The organism is Stenotrophomonas sp. PD6 (assembly GCF_049199305.1).
In the GTDB taxonomy this organism is placed as follows: Bacteria; Pseudomonadota; Gammaproteobacteria; order Xanthomonadales; family Xanthomonadaceae; genus Stenotrophomonas.
Genome location: NZ_JBLZQD010000002.1, coordinates 409,717 through 428,976, shown reverse-complemented (window position 1 = coordinate 428,976; position 19,260 = coordinate 409,717). Strand labels below are relative to the sequence as shown.

General features: G+C 66.1%; 17 protein-coding genes. 11 read left to right on the top strand and 6 right to left on the bottom strand.

From position 1 onward, the window contains the following. Positions 1-180: 180 nt before the first annotated feature. A complete protein-coding gene (gene bioC, locus ACOZHM_RS04725) occupies positions 181-1,065 on the top strand; it encodes a malonyl-ACP O-methyltransferase BioC (RefSeq protein ID WP_421567837.1) in 885 nt (294 codons plus the stop codon). A gap of 36 nt (positions 1,066-1,101) precedes the next feature. Here bioC and ACOZHM_RS04720 read toward each other — a convergent pair whose 3' ends face one another. Together ACOZHM_RS04720 and ACOZHM_RS04715 are read right to left on the bottom strand one after the other, a co-directional pair. Then, a complete protein-coding gene (locus tag ACOZHM_RS04720; RefSeq protein WP_421567836.1) occupies positions 1,102-1,713 on the bottom strand; it encodes a YdcF family protein in 612 nt (203 codons plus the stop codon). Beyond that, a complete protein-coding gene (locus ACOZHM_RS04715) occupies positions 1,710-2,669 on the bottom strand; it encodes a pyridoxal-phosphate dependent enzyme (protein ID WP_421567835.1) in 960 nt (319 codons plus the stop codon). Before ACOZHM_RS04715 ends, ACOZHM_RS04720 begins: the two co-directional genes overlap by 4 nt. Positions 2,670-2,815: 146 nt before the next feature. Here ACOZHM_RS04715 and ACOZHM_RS04710 point away from each other — a divergent pair, with 146 nt between their 5' ends. The 10 genes from ACOZHM_RS04710 (at position 2,816) to ACOZHM_RS04665 (ending at position 14,258) form a co-directional block, all read left to right on the top strand. Then, positions 2,816-3,346 carry a hypothetical protein gene (locus tag ACOZHM_RS04710; protein WP_421567834.1) on the top strand — a complete coding sequence of 177 codons (531 nt, stop codon included), beginning with the start codon at positions 2,816-2,818 and terminating at the stop codon, positions 3,344-3,346. Between the two features lie 530 nt (positions 3,347-3,876). Further along, entirely contained in the window at positions 3,877-5,766 is a 1,890-nt protein-coding gene (mnmG, locus tag ACOZHM_RS04705; RefSeq protein WP_421567832.1) for a tRNA uridine-5-carboxymethylaminomethyl(34) synthesis enzyme MnmG, read from the top strand. A 14-nt stretch (positions 5,767-5,780) separates the two neighbouring features. After that, on the top strand, positions 5,781-6,650 hold the full coding sequence (locus ACOZHM_RS04700; RefSeq protein WP_421567831.1) for a DNA polymerase beta superfamily protein: 870 nt from the start codon (positions 5,781-5,783) through the stop codon (positions 6,648-6,650). 165 nt (positions 6,651-6,815) lie between these two features. After that, on the top strand, positions 6,816-7,349 hold the full coding sequence (locus tag ACOZHM_RS04695; RefSeq protein WP_421567830.1) for a gamma carbonic anhydrase family protein: 534 nt from the start codon (positions 6,816-6,818) through the stop codon (positions 7,347-7,349). Between the two features lie 144 nt (positions 7,350-7,493). After that, positions 7,494-8,183, top strand: coding sequence for an RDD family protein (locus tag ACOZHM_RS04690; RefSeq protein ID WP_421567828.1), 690 nt, complete (start codon positions 7,494-7,496; stop codon positions 8,181-8,183). Continuing rightward, complete coding sequence (locus tag ACOZHM_RS04685; RefSeq protein ID WP_421567827.1) at positions 8,180-9,172, top strand: stage II sporulation protein M; 993 nt, start codon at positions 8,180-8,182, stop codon at positions 9,170-9,172. Before ACOZHM_RS04690 ends, ACOZHM_RS04685 begins: the two co-directional genes overlap by 4 nt. After that, positions 9,162-10,790, top strand: coding sequence for a DUF4129 domain-containing protein (locus ACOZHM_RS04680; RefSeq protein WP_421568107.1), 1,629 nt, complete (start codon positions 9,162-9,164; stop codon positions 10,788-10,790). Before ACOZHM_RS04685 ends, ACOZHM_RS04680 begins: the two co-directional genes overlap by 11 nt. Next, on the top strand, positions 10,787-11,965 hold the full coding sequence (locus ACOZHM_RS04675; RefSeq protein WP_421567826.1) for a DUF4350 domain-containing protein: 1,179 nt from the start codon (positions 10,787-10,789) through the stop codon (positions 11,963-11,965). The genes ACOZHM_RS04680 and ACOZHM_RS04675 overlap by 4 nt, the downstream gene beginning before the upstream one ends. Then, a complete protein-coding gene (locus ACOZHM_RS04670; RefSeq protein WP_421567824.1) occupies positions 11,962-12,963 on the top strand; it encodes an AAA family ATPase in 1,002 nt (333 codons plus the stop codon). Before ACOZHM_RS04675 ends, ACOZHM_RS04670 begins: the two co-directional genes overlap by 4 nt. After that, on the top strand, positions 12,960-14,258 hold the full coding sequence (locus tag ACOZHM_RS04665; RefSeq protein WP_421567823.1) for a DUF58 domain-containing protein: 1,299 nt from the start codon (positions 12,960-12,962) through the stop codon (positions 14,256-14,258). Before ACOZHM_RS04670 ends, ACOZHM_RS04665 begins: the two co-directional genes overlap by 4 nt. Before the next feature lie 104 nt (positions 14,259-14,362). Here ACOZHM_RS04665 and ACOZHM_RS04660 read toward each other — a convergent pair whose 3' ends face one another. Genes ACOZHM_RS04660 through ACOZHM_RS04645 form a run of 4 tightly spaced genes read right to left on the bottom strand, consistent with a single transcriptional unit; the run spans position 14,363 to position 19,211 of the window. After that, positions 14,363-15,058 (bottom strand): ABC transporter ATP-binding protein, encoded by a 696-nt coding sequence (locus tag ACOZHM_RS04660; protein ID WP_421567822.1) that lies wholly within the window; start codon positions 15,056-15,058, stop codon positions 14,363-14,365. Positions 15,059-15,109: 51 nt separating this feature from the next. Continuing rightward, a complete protein-coding gene (locus ACOZHM_RS04655) occupies positions 15,110-16,324 on the bottom strand; it encodes an ABC transporter permease (RefSeq protein WP_421567820.1) in 1,215 nt (404 codons plus the stop codon). Positions 16,325-16,335: 11 nt separating this feature from the next. Then, entirely contained in the window at positions 16,336-17,655 is a 1,320-nt protein-coding gene (locus ACOZHM_RS04650) for an ABC transporter permease (protein WP_421567819.1), read from the bottom strand. A gap of 56 nt (positions 17,656-17,711) precedes the next feature. After that, positions 17,712-19,211 carry an ABC transporter transmembrane domain-containing protein gene (locus tag ACOZHM_RS04645; protein ID WP_421567818.1) on the bottom strand — a complete coding sequence of 500 codons (1,500 nt, stop codon included), beginning with the start codon at positions 19,209-19,211 and terminating at the stop codon, positions 17,712-17,714. Positions 19,212-19,260: the final 49 nt, after the last annotated feature.

Sequence of the window (19,260 nt, the reverse complement as noted above, 5' to 3'; positions counted from 1 at the left end):
GGGGCCGGCTTCGTCTCTGTGGCGGCGCGCTTTTGGTGCCCAATCCCCCCCCGTCTCCGTCCTTTGTGCGGCGGGGGTTTTTTTTTTTTTTTTTTTTTCCCCCCCCCCCCCCCCCCGGGGCGCCCGCTACCGCTCGGGGATGATCCCGGCCTGTTGTCCGTTTTCCGTAGTGAGCCTTTCATGACCACCCACTTCGATTCCCATCACGTCCGCCGCGCGTTTTCGCGCGCCGCCAGCAGTTATGACGCCGCCGCTGCCCTGCAGCGCGAAGTGGAAAAGCGGCTGCTGGAATCGCTGGACTACCTGGAGAACCGGCAGCCGGAGGTGGTGCTGGACGTGGGCAGCGGCACCGGGCACGCCAGTGCGGCCATGAAGAAGCGCTGGCCGAAGGCGCAGGTGATCGCGCTGGATCTGGCCGCACCGATGCTGCGCGAAGCGAAGAAGCAGGCGGGCTGGTGGAAGCCGTTTTCGCGTGTGTGCGGCGACGCGCAGGCGCTGCCGGTGCTGGACCAGAGCGTCGACGTGATCTACAGCAACCTGTGCCTGCAATGGGTGGAAGACCTGCCGGCCGTGTTCGCCGGCTTCCGGCGCGCGCTCAAGCCCGGCGGCCTGTTGCTGTGTTCCACGTTCGGCCCGGAGACGCTGATCGAGCTGCGCGACGCGTTTGCCAGCGCCGACAACAGCCCGCATGTCAGCCGCTTTCCGCCCATCGCCCAGTTCGGCGATGCGCTGATGATGTCCGGATTCCGCGATCCGGTGCTGGACCGCGACCTGTTCACGCTGACCTACAACGACCTGGACGCCCTGATGCGTGAGCTGCGCGCCATCGGTGCCACCAACGCGCGCCAGGATCGCCGGCATACCCTGACCGGGCGTGGTCGCTTTGCTGCGGCACGCGCGGCCTACGAACCGCTGCGCCGCGACGATGGCAAGCTGCCCAGCAGCTGGGAAGTGATCTATGCGCACGCCTGGGCACCGGAAGCGGGTGCGCCGATCCGCGAGCGTGGTCAGGACGTCGCCAGCGTACCGGTGTCGGCGATTCCGATCCGGCGCAAAACCACGTAACCATCCGTAGGGACACGCCATGCGTGTCCGGCGCGGTCAGGAACCGTTCGACGACGGGAACATGTCCCGGTGGAAGAAATAGATTTCCTGCGCCAGGAACTTCCAGCTGGTGTGGAAGCTGCGGAAACGCGTGCTCGGCGTGGATGACGCCAGCGCGTCGATACCCAGCTCCTGGGCCAGGCGCAGCGCGCGGGCCATGTGCAGCGGATCGCTGACGATGATCACCCGGTGCAGCTTGTGCTGGTCCATCAACCGGCGCGCCTCGACCAGGTTCTGGCGGGTGGTGCGCGACGCGGTTTCGATCAGGATCGCGTCTTCCGGCACGCCCTGCTTGAGCGCGTAGCGACGCGCCACCTGCGATTCGGAGAAACGCGCGCCGCTGCCGCCGTAGCCGCCGGTGAAGATCAGCAGCGGGGCGTAGCCCTGGCGGTACAGATCCAGACCGTGGCGGATGCGCTCCTCGAACACCGGTGACGGCTTGGCGTCATAGGCGGCCGCGCCGAGCACGATGATGGCATCGGCCTTCGCGGCCTGGTCGCGCTCGCCCACCCAGACGATCCATGCGGTCACGCACAGCAGCCAGGCGGCCAGCAGGATGCACAGCCGCCATACCCAGCCCATCAGGCCGACGCGCGCGCGCCGGGTCATGCGCCCGTCCAGGGCAGCGCGTCGAGGTCGACATTGCCGCCCGACAGCACCACCCCCACCCGCTGCCCGGCGAAGCGTGCCGGGTCGGACAGGATCGCGGCCAGCGCGATCGCCGAAGACGGCTCCACGACCTGTTTCAGGACCTGCCAGAGCAGGCGCATGGCGGCGATGGTGTCCGCGTCGTCGACGGTGATCACCTCCGCGGCGCCGTGCAGCAGGGCGAAGTTGGGCGCGCCCAGCGTGCCGCGCAGGCCGTCGCAGATCGTATCGGGGGTGAAGTCCACGCGCCGCTCCCCCGCGGCCAGCGAGCGCGCGGTATCGGCGGCCCCGGCCGGTTCGGCCAGCACCAGCCGCGTGCCCGGGGCAGCGGCCTGCAGCGCCAGGCGGGTGCCTGCCGCGAGCCCGCCACCGCCCACCGGCACCACCAGCGTGTCGAACGGGCCGTGGCTGTGCAGCAGCTCCAGCGCGGCGGTGCCCTGCCCGGCGATCACCTGGCGGTCCGTATAAGGATGGACCAGCGTCGCGCCGGTGTCGGCTTCAACGCGGGCGCACATCGCCTCACGCGCGGCGATGCTGGGTTCGCAGCGCCACAGGGTCGCGCCGTGGCGCACGATGTTCGCCAGCTTGGCGGCCACCGCGCCCTCGGGGACCACCACATGGCAGGCGATGCCGCGGGTGCGGGCGGCCAGGGCCAGCGCGGCGCCGTGGTTCCCGGACGAATGCGTCACCACCCCGCGTGCAGCCGCCGCGTCGGACAGCGCCCACACAGCATTGCAGGCACCACGGAACTTGAATGCCCCGCCGCGCTGGAGATGCTCGGCCTTGAAGGCCAGGGTGGCCCCGGCAAGGGCGTCCAGGGTGCGTGACTGCAACACGGGCGTGACGCTGGCGTGCGGCGCGATCCGCGCGGCGGCGGCCAACAGGTCATCGGCACAGGGCAAGGATGAATCGGTCATGACACAAGATTAACGTAAGCCTCCGATCCGCACCGCCCGAATAAGACGTGACACGATGGCAACCATTCATCCGGATGGGCCGAAGTTAAGGGCCGATTCAATGCGCCGGCCTGAAGCTGGGGCTATACCCTTGGGGGGACCCGATCATGAAGATGCGCCTGATGTTTGCCGGCGGCCTGTTGCTGGCCTTGTCCGGTTGCGCCACCTACGACTACGTCGGCGGTGGCGGCGGCAGCGGCTACTACCACGGTGCGCCGTCGGTGGAGTACCGCTACCCGGCCGGCTACCCGTATGGCTACGGCAGCGGCTACTACGGTGGTGGCGGCTACTACGGCTATGGGGGTTACGGTGGCTACAACAGCTACCCCATCTACCGCCCGTACCCGAACTATCGCCCGCCGCACAACCACCGCCCGCCGCCGCGTCCTGGCAACGGCGAGGGTGGCCAGGTCCGCCCGCCGGACCGTCCGCGCCCGCCGTACAACGGCGGCTCGCCGTGGCGGAACATGGATTCGGTGGGCGGCCGCCCGCCGCGTCCGGACCGCCCGCCGCAGCAGGTCCAGCAGCAGCGTCCGGCCAGCGCGCCGCAGTCGCGGCCCAGCCCGCCGCCGCAGCGGTCGAACGGTTCGCCTTGGCGAAACATGGATAGGGTGAACCAGCGCACACAAGATAGATAAAGGCGCTTGATTTTCACGCCCTTGGCAGTCCAATCTAGCCGGGTGGTGACGGCCTCGGTCGAAAAGTGACAAAAACGACACGGGGCGTCACATTGAGCTCTATGTCGATATCCGACAGGAACATCTGGATCCCCCCTGTTCCGGCCCTGTCGGATGTCGGCACCTATAAAGCAGAAGGCCCCGCCATGGCGGGGCCTTTTGTTTGGCGCCCCCTACGTGGCGCGGACACAAAAAAACAGGGCCGACAGTCCCCCGACTGCCGGCCCCTCTGCTTCCCCTGGATGCGCATGAACCGGCCCCTGTTCCAATTCCGGTTCGTAGCGCCCGAAGGCACCTGCCATCCTGGGTGCTATTGGGTTATCTGCAGAAAACGTGCCAACTTGAGGGTGGATATCGGTTTTTTTTCGCCGGGGTGTCCGCTGCCCTGGCGGGCCACGGTTCACGGACCTGCCGCGATCGGCGCTAAAATCATCCGCCACGCCCTGCCCCAGGGCTGATCCGGGCCGTGCCGGCCCGCTCCCGAGCTACCCATGACCGATTCTTTCTACGGCTACGACGTCATCGTGATCGGCGGCGGCCACGCCGGTACCGAAGCCGCGCTGGCGGCCGCCCGCAGTGGCGTGCGTACGCTGCTGCTGACCCACAACGTGGAAACCATCGGCGCGATGAGCTGCAATCCGGCCATCGGCGGCATCGGCAAGGGGCACCTGGTCAAGGAAATCGATGCCCTCGGCGGCGCCATGGCGCATGCCGCCGACCGCGCCGGCATCCAGTGGCGCACGCTCAACGCGTCCAAGGGTCCTGCGGTGCGCGCCACGCGCTGCCAGGCCGACCGCAACCTGTACCGCATGGCGATCCGCGGGATGGTCGAGGCACAGCCGAACCTGACCGTCTTCCAGGCGGCCGTCGATGACCTGGTGATCGACGGCGACGCGGTGCGCGGCGTCATCACCCAGACCGGGCTGCAGTTCAACGCACCGGCGGTGGTGCTCACGGCCGGCACCTTCCTGGCCGGCAAGATCCACGTGGGCCAGACCCAGTACGCCGCCGGCCGCATGGGCGACCCGCCGGCCACCACGCTCGCCGCGCGCCTGCGCGAGCGTCCGTTTGCGATCGACCGGCTGAAGACCGGCACCCCGCCGCGCATCGACGGCCGGTCGCTGGACTACAGCGTCATGGACGAGCAGCCCGGCGACGACCCGCGCCCGGTAATGTCGTTCCTGGGCAGCGTGGCCGAGCACCCGGCGCAGGTGAGCTGCTGGATCACCCATACCAGCGAGCAGACCCACGAGATCATCCGTGGCGCGCTGCACCGCTCGCCGCTGTACAGCGGCCAGATCGAGGGCATCGGCCCGCGCTACTGCCCGTCCATCGAGGACAAGGTGGTGCGCTTCGCCGAGAAAGCCAGCCACCAGATCTTCGTCGAGCCCGAGGGGCTGGACGTGGTGGAGATCTATCCCAATGGCATCTCCACGTCATTGCCGTTCGACGTGCAGCTGGCACTGGTGCGCAGCATCCGTGGTTTCGGCAACGCGCACATCACCCGCCCCGGCTATGCCATCGAATACGACTTCTTCGACCCGCGCGGGCTGAACAACACGCTGGAGACCAAGGCAGTCTCGGGGCTGTTCTTCGCCGGCCAGATCAACGGCACCACCGGCTATGAAGAGGCCGCCGCGCAGGGCCTGCTGGCCGGGCTCAATGCCGCGCGCCACGTGCGCGATGAGGCCGGCTGGTGCCCGCGCCGCGACGAGGCCTACCTGGGCGTGCTGGTCGACGACCTGATCACCCACGGCACCACCGAGCCGTACCGCATGTTCACCAGCCGTGCCGAGTACCGGCTGCAGCTGCGCGAGGACAACGCCGACGTGCGCCTGACCGGCATCGGTCGCGAACTGGGCCTGGTCGACGAGCGTCGCTGGGCCGCGTTCCAGGCCAAGCAGGAGGCCGTGGCACTGGAATCGGCGCGGCTGCGTGCGCTGTGGGCCACCCCGGGCAATGCGTTGGGGCGCGAGGTGGAGGCCACGCTGGGCGTGGCGGTCAGCCGCGAGACCAACGTGCTGGATCTGATCAAGCGCCCGGAACTGGATTACGCCAAGCTCATGCAGGTGCCGTCGCTGGGCCCGGGCGTGGACGACGCCAAGGTCGCCGAGCAGGTGGAAATCGGGGTCAAGTACGCCGGTTACCTGGACCGCCAGCGCGAGGAGATCGAGCGCCAGCAGCGGCACGAGAACACCGCCATCGACGCCGCGTTCGATTACGCCGGCGTGCGCGGGTTGTCGGCCGAAGTGCAGCAGAAGCTGGAACGCGTGCGCCCGCAGACCATCGGCCAGGCCCAGCGCATTCCGGGCATGACCCCGGCCGCGATCTCGCTGCTGCTGGTGCACCTGGAGCGCGCGCGCCGCAGCCGGGTGGCGTAAGTGTGGAGCCACCCATGGGGTGGCTCTACAATCGGGCGGTCTTCCGCCAACACTGCATGCATATGGATATCCACCCCATCGCGCCGGAGAAGCGCGTTGCCGTACTGACCGAGCTGGACCGGATCGAACGCGATCACGACGTCCGCATCCTCATGGCTTGCGAATCAGGCAGCCGCGGCTGGGGCTTCTCGTCCCCCGACAGCGACTACGACGCGCGCTTCATCTACGTGCACCGCCAAGCGTGGTACCTCACCGTCAACGAGGCGACCGGCCCCAACCAGGCGCAGCGTGATGTCATTGAACTGCCCATCGACGATGAACTCGATGTCAGCGGCTGGGACCTGCGCAAGGCCCTGCGGCTGGTGTCGAAGTCGAACCCGACATTGTCAGAGTGGCTGCGCTCCCCCATCGTGTACCGCCAGGACGATGCGGCGGTAGCGTCGTTGCTGGAGGCCGTGGACAGGTTCCATTCGCCGTTGGGGAGTTGGTGGCACTACCGCAGCATGGCCCAGTCCACGCACCGCCTGCATCTGGGCGGCGAAAATGTGCGCACCAAGAAATACCTGTATGTACTGCGGCCACTTCTGGCCTGTCAGTGGATCGAGCGCGACACGACCACTCCGCCTCCGATGGCCTTCGAGCAGCTGCTGGATCGGCTGCTGCCGACCGGCCCCGTTCGCGATGCAATCGAACAGTTGCTGATGGTCAAGCGGGCCAGCGCAGAAGTCAGCGAGCGCCCCCGGATTCCCATCATCAATGATTGGATCGACGCCGCGATGCAGCGTATGGAACAGGCTCCGCCCGCGCTTGCCGCCGGCGATGGCTCGGCGGAGGCGCTGGACCAGCTGTTTCGCCGGATGTTGGCGGAGCACGCGCCGGGTTGACCGGGCCAGCCACGCAGTAGAGCCAGCCACCCATGGGGTGGCTCTACCGCGGTGGAGAATATGGCGCAGAGCGTAGAGCCACCCCATGGGTGGCTGCGCGATGCATGCGGGGGTCCGATTGGCACCCCGGCGTTATCATCATGGTCTGCCTTACGGAGCTCCCCCATGTCCCCCCTGCGTCCCTTCCTCGATACCTTCCCCGTCGTTGGCGCGCGCGCCTACATCGATCCGGCCTGCACCATCATTGGCGACGTGGTGTTGGGCGAGGATGTCTCGGTATGGCCGGGTACGGTGATCCGGGGTGACGTCAACCATGTGCGGATCGGTGCGCGCAGCAACATCCAGGACGGCACCATCATCCATGTCAGCCACCACAGCCCGTACAACAAGGGCGGCTACCCGACCCTGATCGGCGAAGGCGTCACGCTCGGCCACGGCACCATCGTGCACGCCTGCACCATCGGCGATTACTGCCTGATCGGCATGGGTGCCTGCATCCTGGACGGCGCCACCGTGAGCCGCCACAGCTTTGTCGGCGCCGGCGCGGTGGTCGGGCCCGGCAAGGTGGTCGGCGAAGGCGAGCTGTGGGTGGGCAACCCGGCACGGCCGGCGCGCACCCTGAGCAATCAGGAGATCGAGTCGCTGCATTATTCGGCTGACCACTATGTGCGGTTGAAGGACAAGTACCTTGGGATGTGAGGGTGTCGGTTCTGGGGTGGCTCTACCGGTGCGTGCCTGTACACGGTAAAGTCGTTGTCCGACCCAGGAAGCAGTCGAGAACCGCATGCCGTTGGCAGCCGACCGGAGAGGAATCCGGCGCCCCACCTCCCATCGCGTGCGCGCATGAGCGGGCCGATGCTGGATACCTACCGTGAAGTGATCACGCCCGAAGGCGTGCCGCTGCACCTGCCGGCCGCCGGCCCGGTGCCGCGTGCGCTGGCGTGGGCGATCGACTTCGTGATCCGCGTCGCGGCGCTGCTGCTGCTGAGCATTCCGCTGGCCGTGCTGGGCGAATTCGGCCAGGGGCTCTACCTGGCCCTGATGTTCCTGCTGATGTGGGCCTACACCATCGTGCAGGAAGCCTGCTGGGGCCGCACCCTGGGCAAGCGCCTGCTCAGCCTGCGCGTGGTTGCCCAGGACGGCGCGCCGATCGGCTGGATGGCCGCCATCACCCGCAACCTGCTGCGCACCGTGGACATGCTGCCGTTCGGCTATGCGCTGGGTCTGCTGTCGAGCCTGTTCGACCCGCATGGGCGCCGCCTTGGCGACCTCGTCGCCGGCACAGTGGTCATTCACGACACCACCCGGCCGCTCGCGGCCAGTGTTGCCATCGACACGGTGCTGGCGCCGCCACAGCCCTTGCTGCCGGCGGAGCAGGCAGCGGTGGTCGCCTTCGCCGAGCGCGCGCCGCGCTTGTCCGGGCCGCGCCAGCAGGAGCTCGCCGCCGTCGCCGAGCCGATCAGCGGCGGGCAGGGTCAGGTGGGCGTGCTGCGCCTGTATGCCATGGCCAACTGGCTGCTGGGGCGCCGATGAGACAGGAACAGTTCGTCGCCCGGTACCAGAGCGAATGGCAGGCGCTGGAGCGGTGGCTTGCCCTGCGGGGCGACAACGCGCGCCGCGCGCGGCGCATCGTCGACCCGTCTTCCCTCAATGACGAAGATGTCCCGCAGCGCTACCGTCGCCTGTGCCAGCAACTGGCGCTGGCGCGCAAGCGCGGCTACAGCCCGCAGCTGGTGGCGCGCCTGCAGCAGCTGATGCAGGAGGGCCACGGCCTGCTCTATCGCACCCCGGCGCCCCGCTGGCGGCGCGCACTGGAATTCCTGCTCGCCGATTTCCCGCAACTGGTGCGCAGCCAGGCGCGCAGCATGTGGGTGGCCACCGCGCTGTTCGTGCTGCCGCTGGTGGGCAGCTTCGCGTTGATCCAATGGCACCCGGACGTGGTGCACATGCTGATGGACAACAAAGACATCGCGGCGATGGAGCGCATGTACGACCCGTCGTCGCCGCATCTGGGCCGCGACAGCGGCACGGACTGGATGATGTTCGGCTACTACATCATGAACAACATCAGCATCGGCCTGCGCACCTTCGCCAGTGGCCTGCTGGCAGGTGTCGGCACCGTGCTGGTGCTGCTGTTCAACGGACTCACCATCGGTGCGGCGGCCGGCCACCTGCAGCACATTGGCCACGGCGATCCGTTCTGGCGGTTCGTGGTCGGCCACGGTGCCTTCGAGCTGACCGCGATCGTGATCGCCGGCGGCGCCGGGCTGCAGCTGGGCATGAAGCTGCTGGCGCCCGGCCGCCGTCGACGCATCGACGCACTGGTGGAAGGCGGCGTGATCGGCGCCAAGCTGTGCCTGGGGGTCACGGCGATGCTGCTGGTGGCCGCCTTCATCGAAGCATTCTGGTCGTCCATTGCCGCCGTCCCCGCGTGGGGCAAGTACAGCGTGGCCGCCGTGTTGTGGACCCTGGTGTTCGTGTGGCTGTGGCGTGGCGGACGGGGAGATGGCCGTGCGCATTGACCAGCTCAACGTCAACCTGCGCGCCCGCTCGGAATGGGAGGCCGTGGAACTGGGCACCGCGCTGGTGCGTCGCCATGCCCGCGCGATCTGGCTGCCGCTGGTGTGCATTTCGCTGCCGCTGTTCGTGCTGTTCAACGCGGCGGCGTGGTGGGCCGATGCCTTCGGCTGGGCGTGGATCGCCATGTGGTGGATCAAGCCGCTGACGGACCGGATCGCGCTGTATGTGATATCGCGCGGCGTGTTCGGCGACGAACCGCGCCCGCTGCAGACGTTGCGTGCGCAGCGCAGCTGGGGCTGGACCGGGTTCTGGGGCTACCTGGGCTGGCGCCGCTTCAGTCCGTTCCGTGCGTTGCTGATGCCGGTCAATCTGCTGGAGGGCAGCGACGCCCAGCAGCGCGGCGTGCGCCGCCGCGCGGTGCTGGGCGGTGCCTTCGGGCCTGCCCTGCTGCTGACCACCGTCTGCATGGCGTTCGAGCTGGTCATCGTCAGCGGCTGCATCGCGGCGATCTTCCTGTTCGTGCCGTTCGACCTGCTCTCCGACTCCTGGCGCGCCGCGTGGGAGATGGTCAGCGAAACCATGCCACCGTGGGCGAAGCTGGGCGTGAATGCCTTCTTCTGGCTGGCCGCCACGTTGATCGGGCCCTTCTACGCGGGCGCCGGCTTCGCGCTGTACCTCAACCGCCGCACCGAGATGGAAGCCTGGGACGTGGAAATCGCGTTCCGCCGCCTGCGCGAACGGCTGCAGCAGGCGGCCCCCCTGCTGGTGCTCGCGCTGGTACTGTGCTGGCCGATGGCCGCAGTACATGCCACCGAACCGGGCGCGGCACCCAGCTGCAGCGTGCCGAAGGACGCCTTCGACGAGGACGGCGAGGCGTACAGCGACGAAGACGAAAGCGAGGACACCCCAGCCGTGCCGGCCGATGATCCGTCCAACACACCGGCGGTGATCTTCGGCGGTACCGCGCCGGACACGGCCGGCTTCCGCCAGGCGGTGCAGCGTGGCTACGAGGATCCGCTGGTGAGTTCCACCCGCGAGGTCAGCCGCTGGGAGCGCACGCTGACCGACGCGGAAAAGGAAGCCGAAAAGAAAGAGCGCAAGCTGGACAAGAACGGCAATGGCCGACTCAAGGGCCCGCTGCTGCCCGCGCAGATCGCCGAATGGGTCCTGTGGGGCTTCGTCGGCCTGCTCGTGGTGCTGCTGGTCGCCACCGCGCCGCGCTGGGTTCGTTGGCTGCGCGGCACCGGGGTGCGCCGCCGTACTGCCATGGACCCGGTGCTCGAGGAGGCGGTGGAACTTCCCGAGGTCATCCCGCCGGACCCGGCCGCGCGTGCGCGTGACCTGTGGCAGCAGGGCCGGCCGCGGCAGGCGCTGGCGCTGTTGTACCGCGCCAGTGTGGAATCGATGAGCGAACGCGCCGAGGTGGTCCTGCCGCCGGGCGCGACCGAGGCGCAATGCCTGCGCGCGTCGCGGCGCATGCCCCAGGAGGCCGACCGCACGCTGTTCGCGCAGGTGGTGCGGGTGTGGCAGTACGCCGCCTATGCCGGGCGCCTGCCCGAGCCGGAGGACTTCGAGGCCTTGGCCACCACGCTCCAGACCCAGTTCCGGTGGCGCGCATGAGCACGCGTCTTCGCTGGTTGCTGGTGGTTGGCGTGCTGGTGGTGTTGGGCGTGCCCGCGGCGATCCTGTTCCTGCGCACCCATGAGCGCGTGACCCATACCGAGCACCTGCCGCCGCAGGGCGAGGCCAGTTACAACCCGTTGTATGTGCTGGGCCAGGCGCTGCGTGCCGATGGCATCACCGCGCAGTCCGGTCCGCGCATCGACCTGCGGCGCATGCAGCTGCAGCCCGGCGACACGCTGGTGCTGCTGCAGGACAACGCCGATGTACCTGCCCCTACCGCGAAGGCGCTGCTGCAGTGGGTCGAGGGCGGCGGCCATCTGCTGCTGCGCACCCCGCCGTTGAGCAAGGACGCGGAGGCAACGCAGGGGCCGCTGCTGGACGCCCTGGGCGTGGACACCGAGTACTACGACAGTGCGTGCAAGCCGTTCCACATCGCCGACGACCCGGGTCACGTCGAGTTCTGCAGGGGCCGCCGCTTTGGCGTGGATGCGCCTGACGGCATCCGCGTGGAGCGCGAATGGGGCGACGACGACGACGGGCTCGTGTTCGTGCGCCTGCGCAAGGGCGCCGGCACCGTCGACGTGGTATCGGACATGGAGTTCCTCAAGGGAACGCCGCGCCCCTTCCGTGCCGACGACCCGAAGGACAGCCTGGCCGACGGCCTGCATGACACCGCCCACCGCGACCTGACCCGCTACCTGCTGGACCCGAACTACGGCAAGGGCACCATGTGGCTGATCTACGGCTCACGGCCCCCCACGCTGTGGTCGCGCATTTTCTACCAGGGCTGGCCGGTATGGGTGCCGCTGCTGCTCGCGCTGTTGGGCTGGTTGTGGCAGCGCTCGCAGCGGTTGGGCAGCGTATTGCCGGCTCCCGCCACCGAGCGCCGTTCGCTGCTGGAGCACGTACGCGCCAGCGGCGAGCACCTGCTGCGCTACGGCAAGGCCCCGCTGCTGTACGACGCCGTGCGCCGCGCCTTCCTGGCGCGCCTGCGGCGGCGTGCGCCCACGGCCGCCGCCCTGGCCGGCGAGGCGCAGGTGCACGCCATCGCCACCTTGCTGCAGTGGCCGCATTCCCGCGTCCAGACCGCCCTGCAGGTGCCGCCATCGAAGGATGTCGTGGCCCTGCGTGACCGTATCCGCCTGCTGATCCAGATGAGAAACCTGCTATGACCGAGCCGACCGTTCCGCCGCCGCTGTCCCCTCCCGCGCTGTCCGGCCAGAGCCTGGTCGAACGCGTCGACGCCGTGCGCGAGGCGGTGGGCCGCGCGTTCATCGGCCAGCCCGAGGTACTCGACCAGATCCTGATCGCGCTGCTGGCCGGTGGCCACGTGCTCATCGAGGGCGTGCCCGGGCTGGGCAAGACGCTGCTGGTGCGTGCACTGGCCCAGGCCCTGGAGCTGGACTACGGGCGCGTGCAGTTCACCCCGGACCTGATGCCCAGCGACGTCAGCGGCCACGCGGTGTACGACCCGAAATCGGAAAGCTTCAAGATCCGCCGCGGCCCGGTGTTCACCAACCTGCTGCTGGCCGACGAGATCAACCGCGCCCCGGCCAAGACCCAGTCCGCACTGCTGGAAGTGATGCAGGAAGGCCAGGTCACCATCGAGGGCAAGTCGTTCGCGCTGACCCCGCCGTTCCTGGCGCTGGCCACGCAGAACCCGGTGGAGCAGGAAGGCACCTATCCGTTGCCGGAAGCGCAGCTGGACCGCTTCCTGCTCAAGGTGATCATCGACTACCCGGCACTGGAGGATGAGAAGCGCATGGTCGATGCGATCACCACCGGGCGCAGCGCGGCCGACTTCGACCTGTCGCAGGTGCCGCGCGTACTCAACGCCGCCGAGGTGATCGCGCTGCAGCAGGCCACCGCCTCCATCACCGTGGACCCGGAAGTGGTGGATTACGCGGTGCGCATCGTCGCCGCGACCCGCAGCTTCCCGGGCATCGCGCTCGGCGCCGGCCCGCGTGGCAGCATCGCACTGGTGCGTGCGGCGCGCGCGCAGGCGGTGCTGGCCGGCCGCGACTTCGTGACCCCGGACGATGTGCGCGAGATCGCGCGACCCGCCCTGCGTCATCGCATCGCGCTGTCGCCGGAGCTGCAGATCGAAGGGCAGTCGGCCGACGATGCACTGACCGCGCTGCTGGCCAGGGTGGAAGCGCCGCGCAAATGAGGCCAGGGCCGCTGCTGCTGGTGCTGCTGGTGGGCTGGGCGCTGCTCGGCCTGCCGGTGGCGTTCGGCCTGCTGCCCGGCTGGGCCTGGCAGGTCGCGGGCGCGGCGATCGCGCTGCTGGCGCTGGTCGACCTGCTGCGACTGCGCGCGCAGCCCTCGCCGACGGTACAGCGCGACCTGCCCGAATCGCTGGCGTTGAACGTGGAACGGCGCACCACCCTGCGCATCGAATCCAGCCGCCGCCAGCGGGTGGAGGTGTTCGACCGGGTACCCGGCGAATGGTCGCTGCAGGGACTGCCGCGCACGTTGACGCTCAAGCCGCTGGTCGCCAGCAGCATCGAGTACACCCTCACGCCGACCGCGCGCGGCCGCTTCGCCTTCGACGGCATCCATCTGCGCCTGCACGCACCGTGGCGGATGTGGCGGCAACTGCGCCTGCTGCCGCCGGCGCTGACCGTGCGCGTGTACCCCAACTTCGCCCCGCTGACCCGCTTCGCGCTGTTCAGTGCCGAACAGGCCTCGCGCCTGGTCGGCGCGCACCTCAAGCGCCGCCGCGGTGAGGGTACCGATTTCCACCAGATGCGCGAATACCGCATCGGCGACAGCCTGCGCCAGATCGACTGGAAGGCGACCTCGCGCGCGCGCAAGCTGATCTCGCGCGAATACCAGGACGAGAAGAACCAGCAGCTGGTGCTGATGATCGACACCGGCCGCCGCATGATGGCCAGCGAAGGCGGCCTGTCGCACTTCGACCACGTGCTCAATGCCGCACTGGTGGTGTCCTACCTGGCGCTGCGCCAGGGCGACGGGGTGGGCCTGTTCGCCAGCGGCGGCGACAGCCGCTGGGTGGCCCCGCAGCGCGGCATGGGCGCGATCGACGCGCTGCTGCGCGCCAGCTACGACCTGCAGGCGCAGCCGGTGGCGACCGACTACCTGGCCGCGGCCACCGAACTGAGCCTGCGCCAACGCCGCCGTTCGCTGGTGATGCTGGTCACCAACGTGCGCGACGAGGATATCGAGGACCTGCTGGTGGCGGTGCGCCTGCTGCAGCGCCAGCACCTGGTGTGCGTGGCCAGCCTGCGCGAGCGCGAGCTGGACGCCGCGCTCGGCCAGGACGTGGACACGCTGCAGGATGCCGCGCAGGCGGGCGCCATCGCGCGCTACCTGCAGCAGCGCAATGATGCGCATGAGGCGCTGCGCAGCCACCGGGTGATGGTGCTGGATGTCACCGCCGATGCGCTGCCAGGGGCGCTGGTGGAACGGTATCTGGCGGTGAAGCGCGATGGCTTGCTGTAACCGATGCGTGTCGGCTTACCCCTAGTGGAAACCCGCAGGGTGCGAACCCGACATATCCGGACGATGTTGACGCGCACTGGAGCGGACTGTTGTTCCGTGCGCTGCTAGGCTGGGGCAAGAGCATCTACCGGCCTGACCAAGTCAGACAGGTGCCCATCCACGATGTGCACGTTACGAGCAACTCGACCGGCAATCTCCTCGTCGTGAGTGACAATGATGATCGTGGCACCGGCTGTGTTGATCTCTTGGAGAAGCTCCATGACGCCGTGTGCCATTTCCGTGTCGAGGTTACCCGTTGGCTCGTCAGCCAACAGCAGCCTGGGCGTGCCAGCCAGCGCTCGCGCAATGGCGGCTCGCTGCTGTTGCCCGCCTGACAGTGCGCCAGGATAGTGGTGAGCCCTGGAGCCAAGGCCTACCCGCTCCAAGACACCGCTGATCCTCTCTTTACGGTCTCTCGGGCTGAGTCCGCGGTATCTCAAAGGCACATCCACGTTATCGTAGAGCGTCAGATCCGGGATCAGATTGAATCCCTGAAAGATGAAGCCGATCTTCTCATTTCTGATCCGGCTTCGCTCGCGATCGCCCAGGCGGGATACGTCCTGCCCATCCAATACGTACGAGCCGGACGTGGAATCCTCAAGAAGACCCGCGATGTTCAAGAACGTCGACTTACCCGAGCCTGATGGTCCGGTTACCGCCACAAACTCACCTTCGCGGACGTGCAGGTCCAGCCTTCTAAGCGCATGGGTCTGCACGTGTTCAACTTGAAACACTTTGCTAAGTCCTTGCATATTGAGCATATTCCACCTCGGCGTCTTCAGGCGCCCACCACGGGGTGCGCATTGATTGAGTCAGAGCGACCTGATTGCTTGAACGGGAGTGATTGCCGAGGCTTTCAGCGCCGGGACCAGAACTGCGGCCTGGCCCAGCAACCACAACACAATGGCACTGATCGGCAAGTACGCTACCGGAAGCCTCGGCAACTCGTAAAACCGCATCAAGCCAAGATTCATCGCGTAGGACAGGATCAGACCAGCCGCGATGCCAATGCTGACGATAAGGAAATTCTCAATCTGGAAGTAGCGCAGAATGTCCGATCTGGTGGCCCCCAAAGCACGCCGGATACCGATCTGCTTACGACGTTGCTCTACCCAGTAACTTGCCAAGCCCACTATGCCCAGTGCCGTAGCCCCAAGCAGCGCGATGATCACTGCGGCAAGCAGCCCCATCATGACCTTTGCACCGCGGAAGTAATCAGACCTGAGTTCAGAAAGCGGGCGACTGGCGGACTGATCGAAAACAACATCAGGGGCAGCGGCCGATACCACCTTTCCGACCTGTCCAAAGATGCGAGGAAGATCCTCCGGCTTGGCTCGCACGACGTACCTGCCGGCCAGCTGCGGCCCGGCCGCAGCTGGAACGATCAGCGACCAATCATTGCCCAACGCCTCTCCGCCACCCGGTTGAGAGACGACCAGGTGGTCGACTACACCGATTACCGTGAACCGGGTGCCCATTGCCCATAGGCTGCGGCCGATTGCGCTGTCTCCAGGCCAGTAGCGATGAGCCAACTGCCGAGTCGTGAGGACTGGTGCATTGGACGGTACGTACTGCGCAATCGGGGCGTACTCAGTTGGCTCCGGCATACGGCCAGCCACCACATTCAAGCCTAGCGATTTGAGCGCTACGGCATCCCCGAGATAGATGTCCAGAACTCCGCCGACGCGCTCGAGCGCCTCATCGGTGTTCACGCCGGCACGGACCCCCGACTCCCCGAAGGGCACAGCACTCATCACCCCCACAGACTCCACGCCCGGGATAGCCTGAATGGCACCAATCACCCGAGCGTTGATGTCATTGGCGTTCTCCGCGCTGAATCCGGCGAGCTGGACGATCCCAAGGGAAGACTCCTGCACACCGCTGTTGAGATTGAGTGCTCGACGCTTCTCCATGAACATGAAGATGGCATTGCACAGCACGGCACACGCCAAGGCGATCTCCATTGCGATCAAGACCGTGGCCAATCGGTGCTTTCGCAGCGCCGCGATGATGATTCCGACTTGCATAGTGCTCTCCCTCAAAGCAGCTTGAGCTGGGCAACCGGCTGGATGGAACTAGCCCGGTAGGCAGGGATAGCCCCCGCTAAAAGACTGGTGGCCAAGGACAGGATGAACGTGGCAACGAACATGGCGACGTCCAAGTGCACCTGTTCTGCGTATGCCACCGGCTGGATGCGAATCGCCCATAGACCAAACAGCGTCATGACCAGGCCCAACACTCCTCCAACAGCACCAATAACGCCGGCCTCGACCAAGCACTGCATGAAAACAGCCAATCTGCTTGCCCCCAACGCACGCCGTAGCCCGATCTCTCCGCTGTGCCTCATGAACTTTGCAAGCAGCAGACCGACTACATTTGCCAAGCAGATCAGGAGGAACGCAAAGGCCAGTGCCGCCTGCACTTTGACATCACTGGGAACGACCTGGTTGAAGTCCAACCACCCCATCAGGGATCTCAGGCGCGTATTGTCGTCGTGCTTGATGCGTCCAAGGCGCTTCTGCTCAGCGGCATAGTTGCCAAGGAATCGATCGTATGCCTGGACTCGCCCAGCGCCGGCCAACTTCACCCATAGCGCGACGGCCACGCAAGGAGCCCCTTCCAGAACACCAGGGCGATCCGGAGTGGCCCAGCACGTAAAGGGCCGGAAATCGCCTTCGTTGATCTCAAGGCTGGCTGACAGGGGGAGGAACACATCGTCCGCCGCTCCGTAGAATCCTGACGTCTCACCGCCAGAGTAGCGCCCGCCTCTGATCTTGTAGAACAGGGGCGATGGGCGCCATGGTCCAAGGACACCGATGATCTGGAGGTTCGTATCTTTGACTCTGACACTCTGACCGACGCTGTTGCGGCCGCCGAACAACTGCTGGTTGAGACGATCTGAGATGACTGCCACCCGGTTACGGCGCACGTCGTCCTCGTCCACCCACGGACGCCCGTATTGCAGTGGCACGTCGAACATCGTAAAGAAGTCCGACGTTGTCGAGATCGATGAGATCATCAGCGGTACCGCGCCAGGGATCCCTGATCGCACCCTGACCGGGTTCGAAACGACCATCGTTTGACTATCGGCCTGCTTTGAAGACCAAAGGTCATAAGCAGTTCTGTAATCCATAACATCATAAGGCTCCCGCCCCTTGGAGTAGGGATTTACATCTATCTGTGGGTAATAGATGTCGCCACTCTTCCCAGGAAGGGGGTCACCAGACAGCAGATGCATGACTGTAAGCGTTGTCATGCTCGCTCCTATGCCAACCGTGATCGCCAGGATCATCAGCCCGGTGAGAACTTTGTTCCTTGCGACGTTGTGCAGAGCGATTTTCACGTAATAGCCAAACATACTGGCGGTGCTCCTGTACCGTTTCCATATATTCCACGACGCACCCGGCAGCCAAGCTATGCCCGCTGAAGCTCAACAACCGGCGCACTTACCACACGTGGCGACTCCAGATCATGCATCCCGTCGAATAGATCGCGGTACTCGAGGCCGCCGTGCATGATCATCACCAAAGTTCTGTCCTTTGTGATCGCCATGATCTGCTCCATGGCAACCTTCTGCGCGCCGGTGTCCAAGTTCGCAAGTGGCTCATCCAGAACATAGAGGTCGGCATCCTTACTAAGCGCCATAGCCAGCGCAACCTTCTGCTGTTGCCCCGCCGACAGCTCATCTGGATAAACGTCCAGGATTTCCGGAGAACCTACGGACAAGGTCTTCATCAAGCGGATATCAACACCGAGATCTTTCACTGCGAGTGGGGGAAACGCGACCGGCAAGGTCGAAGAGCTAACCCGGGCGGGCAGTAGAACCCTGCCCTCAGTGGGCTGCAAGTGCCTGGCGAGGATGTTGGCAAGCGTCGATTTTCCAGACCCGTTGTCCCCGGTGATCAGGATCCTCCGACCGGGAGCAATGGTAATGGACACATCATGCAGAACCCTGGTCTCGCCGTAGCTGAAGCATAGGTTCTCGACGAGAACACTGTCGGAAGTAGAGAACTCAGCCAGCTCACGCGATCGGAGGAACTCAGAGATCCGATGAACCGTAGCACCATAGCTTTGCAGCTCTGCCCAATGCTTGAAGATGGCGATCAGAGTGGTCGCTGCACGCCAGAATGCGTTCATGAACGCCATGAATGAACCGAAGGTCATCTTCTTCTGCAAGACGAACAATGCGCCAACGAGAATGGAGCAAACGTCTGATAGCACCATGGTCAGGTCACTTGCGCCCTGAAGCGTGCGAACAACCTTGAATCGCCGGTACCCGATATCCAGAAGACCATGCATGCCGCTATCGACTGCCTTCAACGTCTTACCTGCCAGCCCGAACGTCCCAACCATCTTCAAGCTTCCAACGGCCTTGGTGAGAATGCCCAGAACATCGGCTTCCTTCTCGCGCTCTGTAGATGTCAGGCCCCTTATGCGCTTGCCGACCACCAAACTCACCACCGTTGCGACCGGGATGATTGCGGAAAGCACCGCGAATGCCTGCCACGAGATGTAGAGTAGTGCCGTGACCAGAGCGGCGAACATGGACACCTTGACGGCGACGCCACGAACTAGAGCAAGCATTGGAACCAAGCCATCCTTGACATCGGACCTGATTCGCGAAACGTAGTGGCCTACTCCGTTTCGTAGAAAGTCGCCGTAGCGCTCACCGTAGAAGGCGCGAAGCAGATCCTCACTAACTCGCCTCACAATCCGGTTGTCCAACCGCTGCTGCCAAAGCGACGTCACGTAGGCACCCGCGTTCAGCGACAATCCCAGTACCAGGTAACCAAGAACCAGGTGCATCAGCCGCCCAAAGTCTCCATGCAGCGAGGCCTCATCGAGGATCGCCTTGATGAGGAGAGGGTGTATCAGACCTTCAGCTGCGCCTACAACCGCAGCAACGATCGTCACCGCCACATACTCCCGCCGGTTCTCACCGAGCAGAAGCGAAAAGTCACCC

Excerpts from the sequence above, each read along its gene's own strand:
- ACOZHM_RS04675 (WP_421567826.1), top strand. The coding sequence starts at position 10,787 with ATGAGCACGCGTCTTCGCTGGTTGCTGGTGGTTGGCGTGCTGGTGGTG.
- mnmG (WP_421567832.1), top strand. The coding sequence starts at position 3,877 with ATGACCGATTCTTTCTACGGCTACGACGTCATCGTGATCGGCGGCGGC.
- ACOZHM_RS04665 (WP_421567823.1), top strand. The coding sequence starts at position 12,960 with ATGAGGCCAGGGCCGCTGCTGCTGGTGCTGCTGGTGGGCTGGGCGCTG.
- ACOZHM_RS04690 (WP_421567828.1), top strand. The coding sequence starts at position 7,494 with ATGAGCGGGCCGATGCTGGATACCTACCGTGAAGTGATCACGCCCGAA.
- ACOZHM_RS04660 (WP_421567822.1), bottom strand. The coding sequence starts at position 15,058 with ATGCTCAATATGCAAGGACTTAGCAAAGTGTTTCAAGTTGAACACGTG.
- bioC (WP_421567837.1), top strand. The coding sequence starts at position 181 with ATGACCACCCACTTCGATTCCCATCACGTCCGCCGCGCGTTTTCGCGC.
- ACOZHM_RS04700 (WP_421567831.1), top strand. The coding sequence starts at position 5,781 with ATGGGGTGGCTCTACAATCGGGCGGTCTTCCGCCAACACTGCATGCAT.
- ACOZHM_RS04655 (WP_421567820.1), bottom strand. The coding sequence starts at position 16,324 with ATGCAAGTCGGAATCATCATCGCGGCGCTGCGAAAGCACCGATTGGCC.
- ACOZHM_RS04715 (WP_421567835.1), bottom strand. The coding sequence starts at position 2,669 with ATGACCGATTCATCCTTGCCCTGTGCCGATGACCTGTTGGCCGCCGCC.
- ACOZHM_RS04685 (WP_421567827.1), top strand. The coding sequence starts at position 8,180 with ATGAGACAGGAACAGTTCGTCGCCCGGTACCAGAGCGAATGGCAGGCG.
- ACOZHM_RS04670 (WP_421567824.1), top strand. The coding sequence starts at position 11,962 with ATGACCGAGCCGACCGTTCCGCCGCCGCTGTCCCCTCCCGCGCTGTCC.
- ACOZHM_RS04710 (WP_421567834.1), top strand. The coding sequence starts at position 2,816 with ATGAAGATGCGCCTGATGTTTGCCGGCGGCCTGTTGCTGGCCTTGTCC.
- ACOZHM_RS04695 (WP_421567830.1), top strand. The coding sequence starts at position 6,816 with ATGTCCCCCCTGCGTCCCTTCCTCGATACCTTCCCCGTCGTTGGCGCG.
- ACOZHM_RS04720 (WP_421567836.1), bottom strand. The coding sequence starts at position 1,713 with ATGACCCGGCGCGCGCGCGTCGGCCTGATGGGCTGGGTATGGCGGCTG.
- ACOZHM_RS04650 (WP_421567819.1), bottom strand. The coding sequence starts at position 17,655 with ATGTTTGGCTATTACGTGAAAATCGCTCTGCACAACGTCGCAAGGAAC.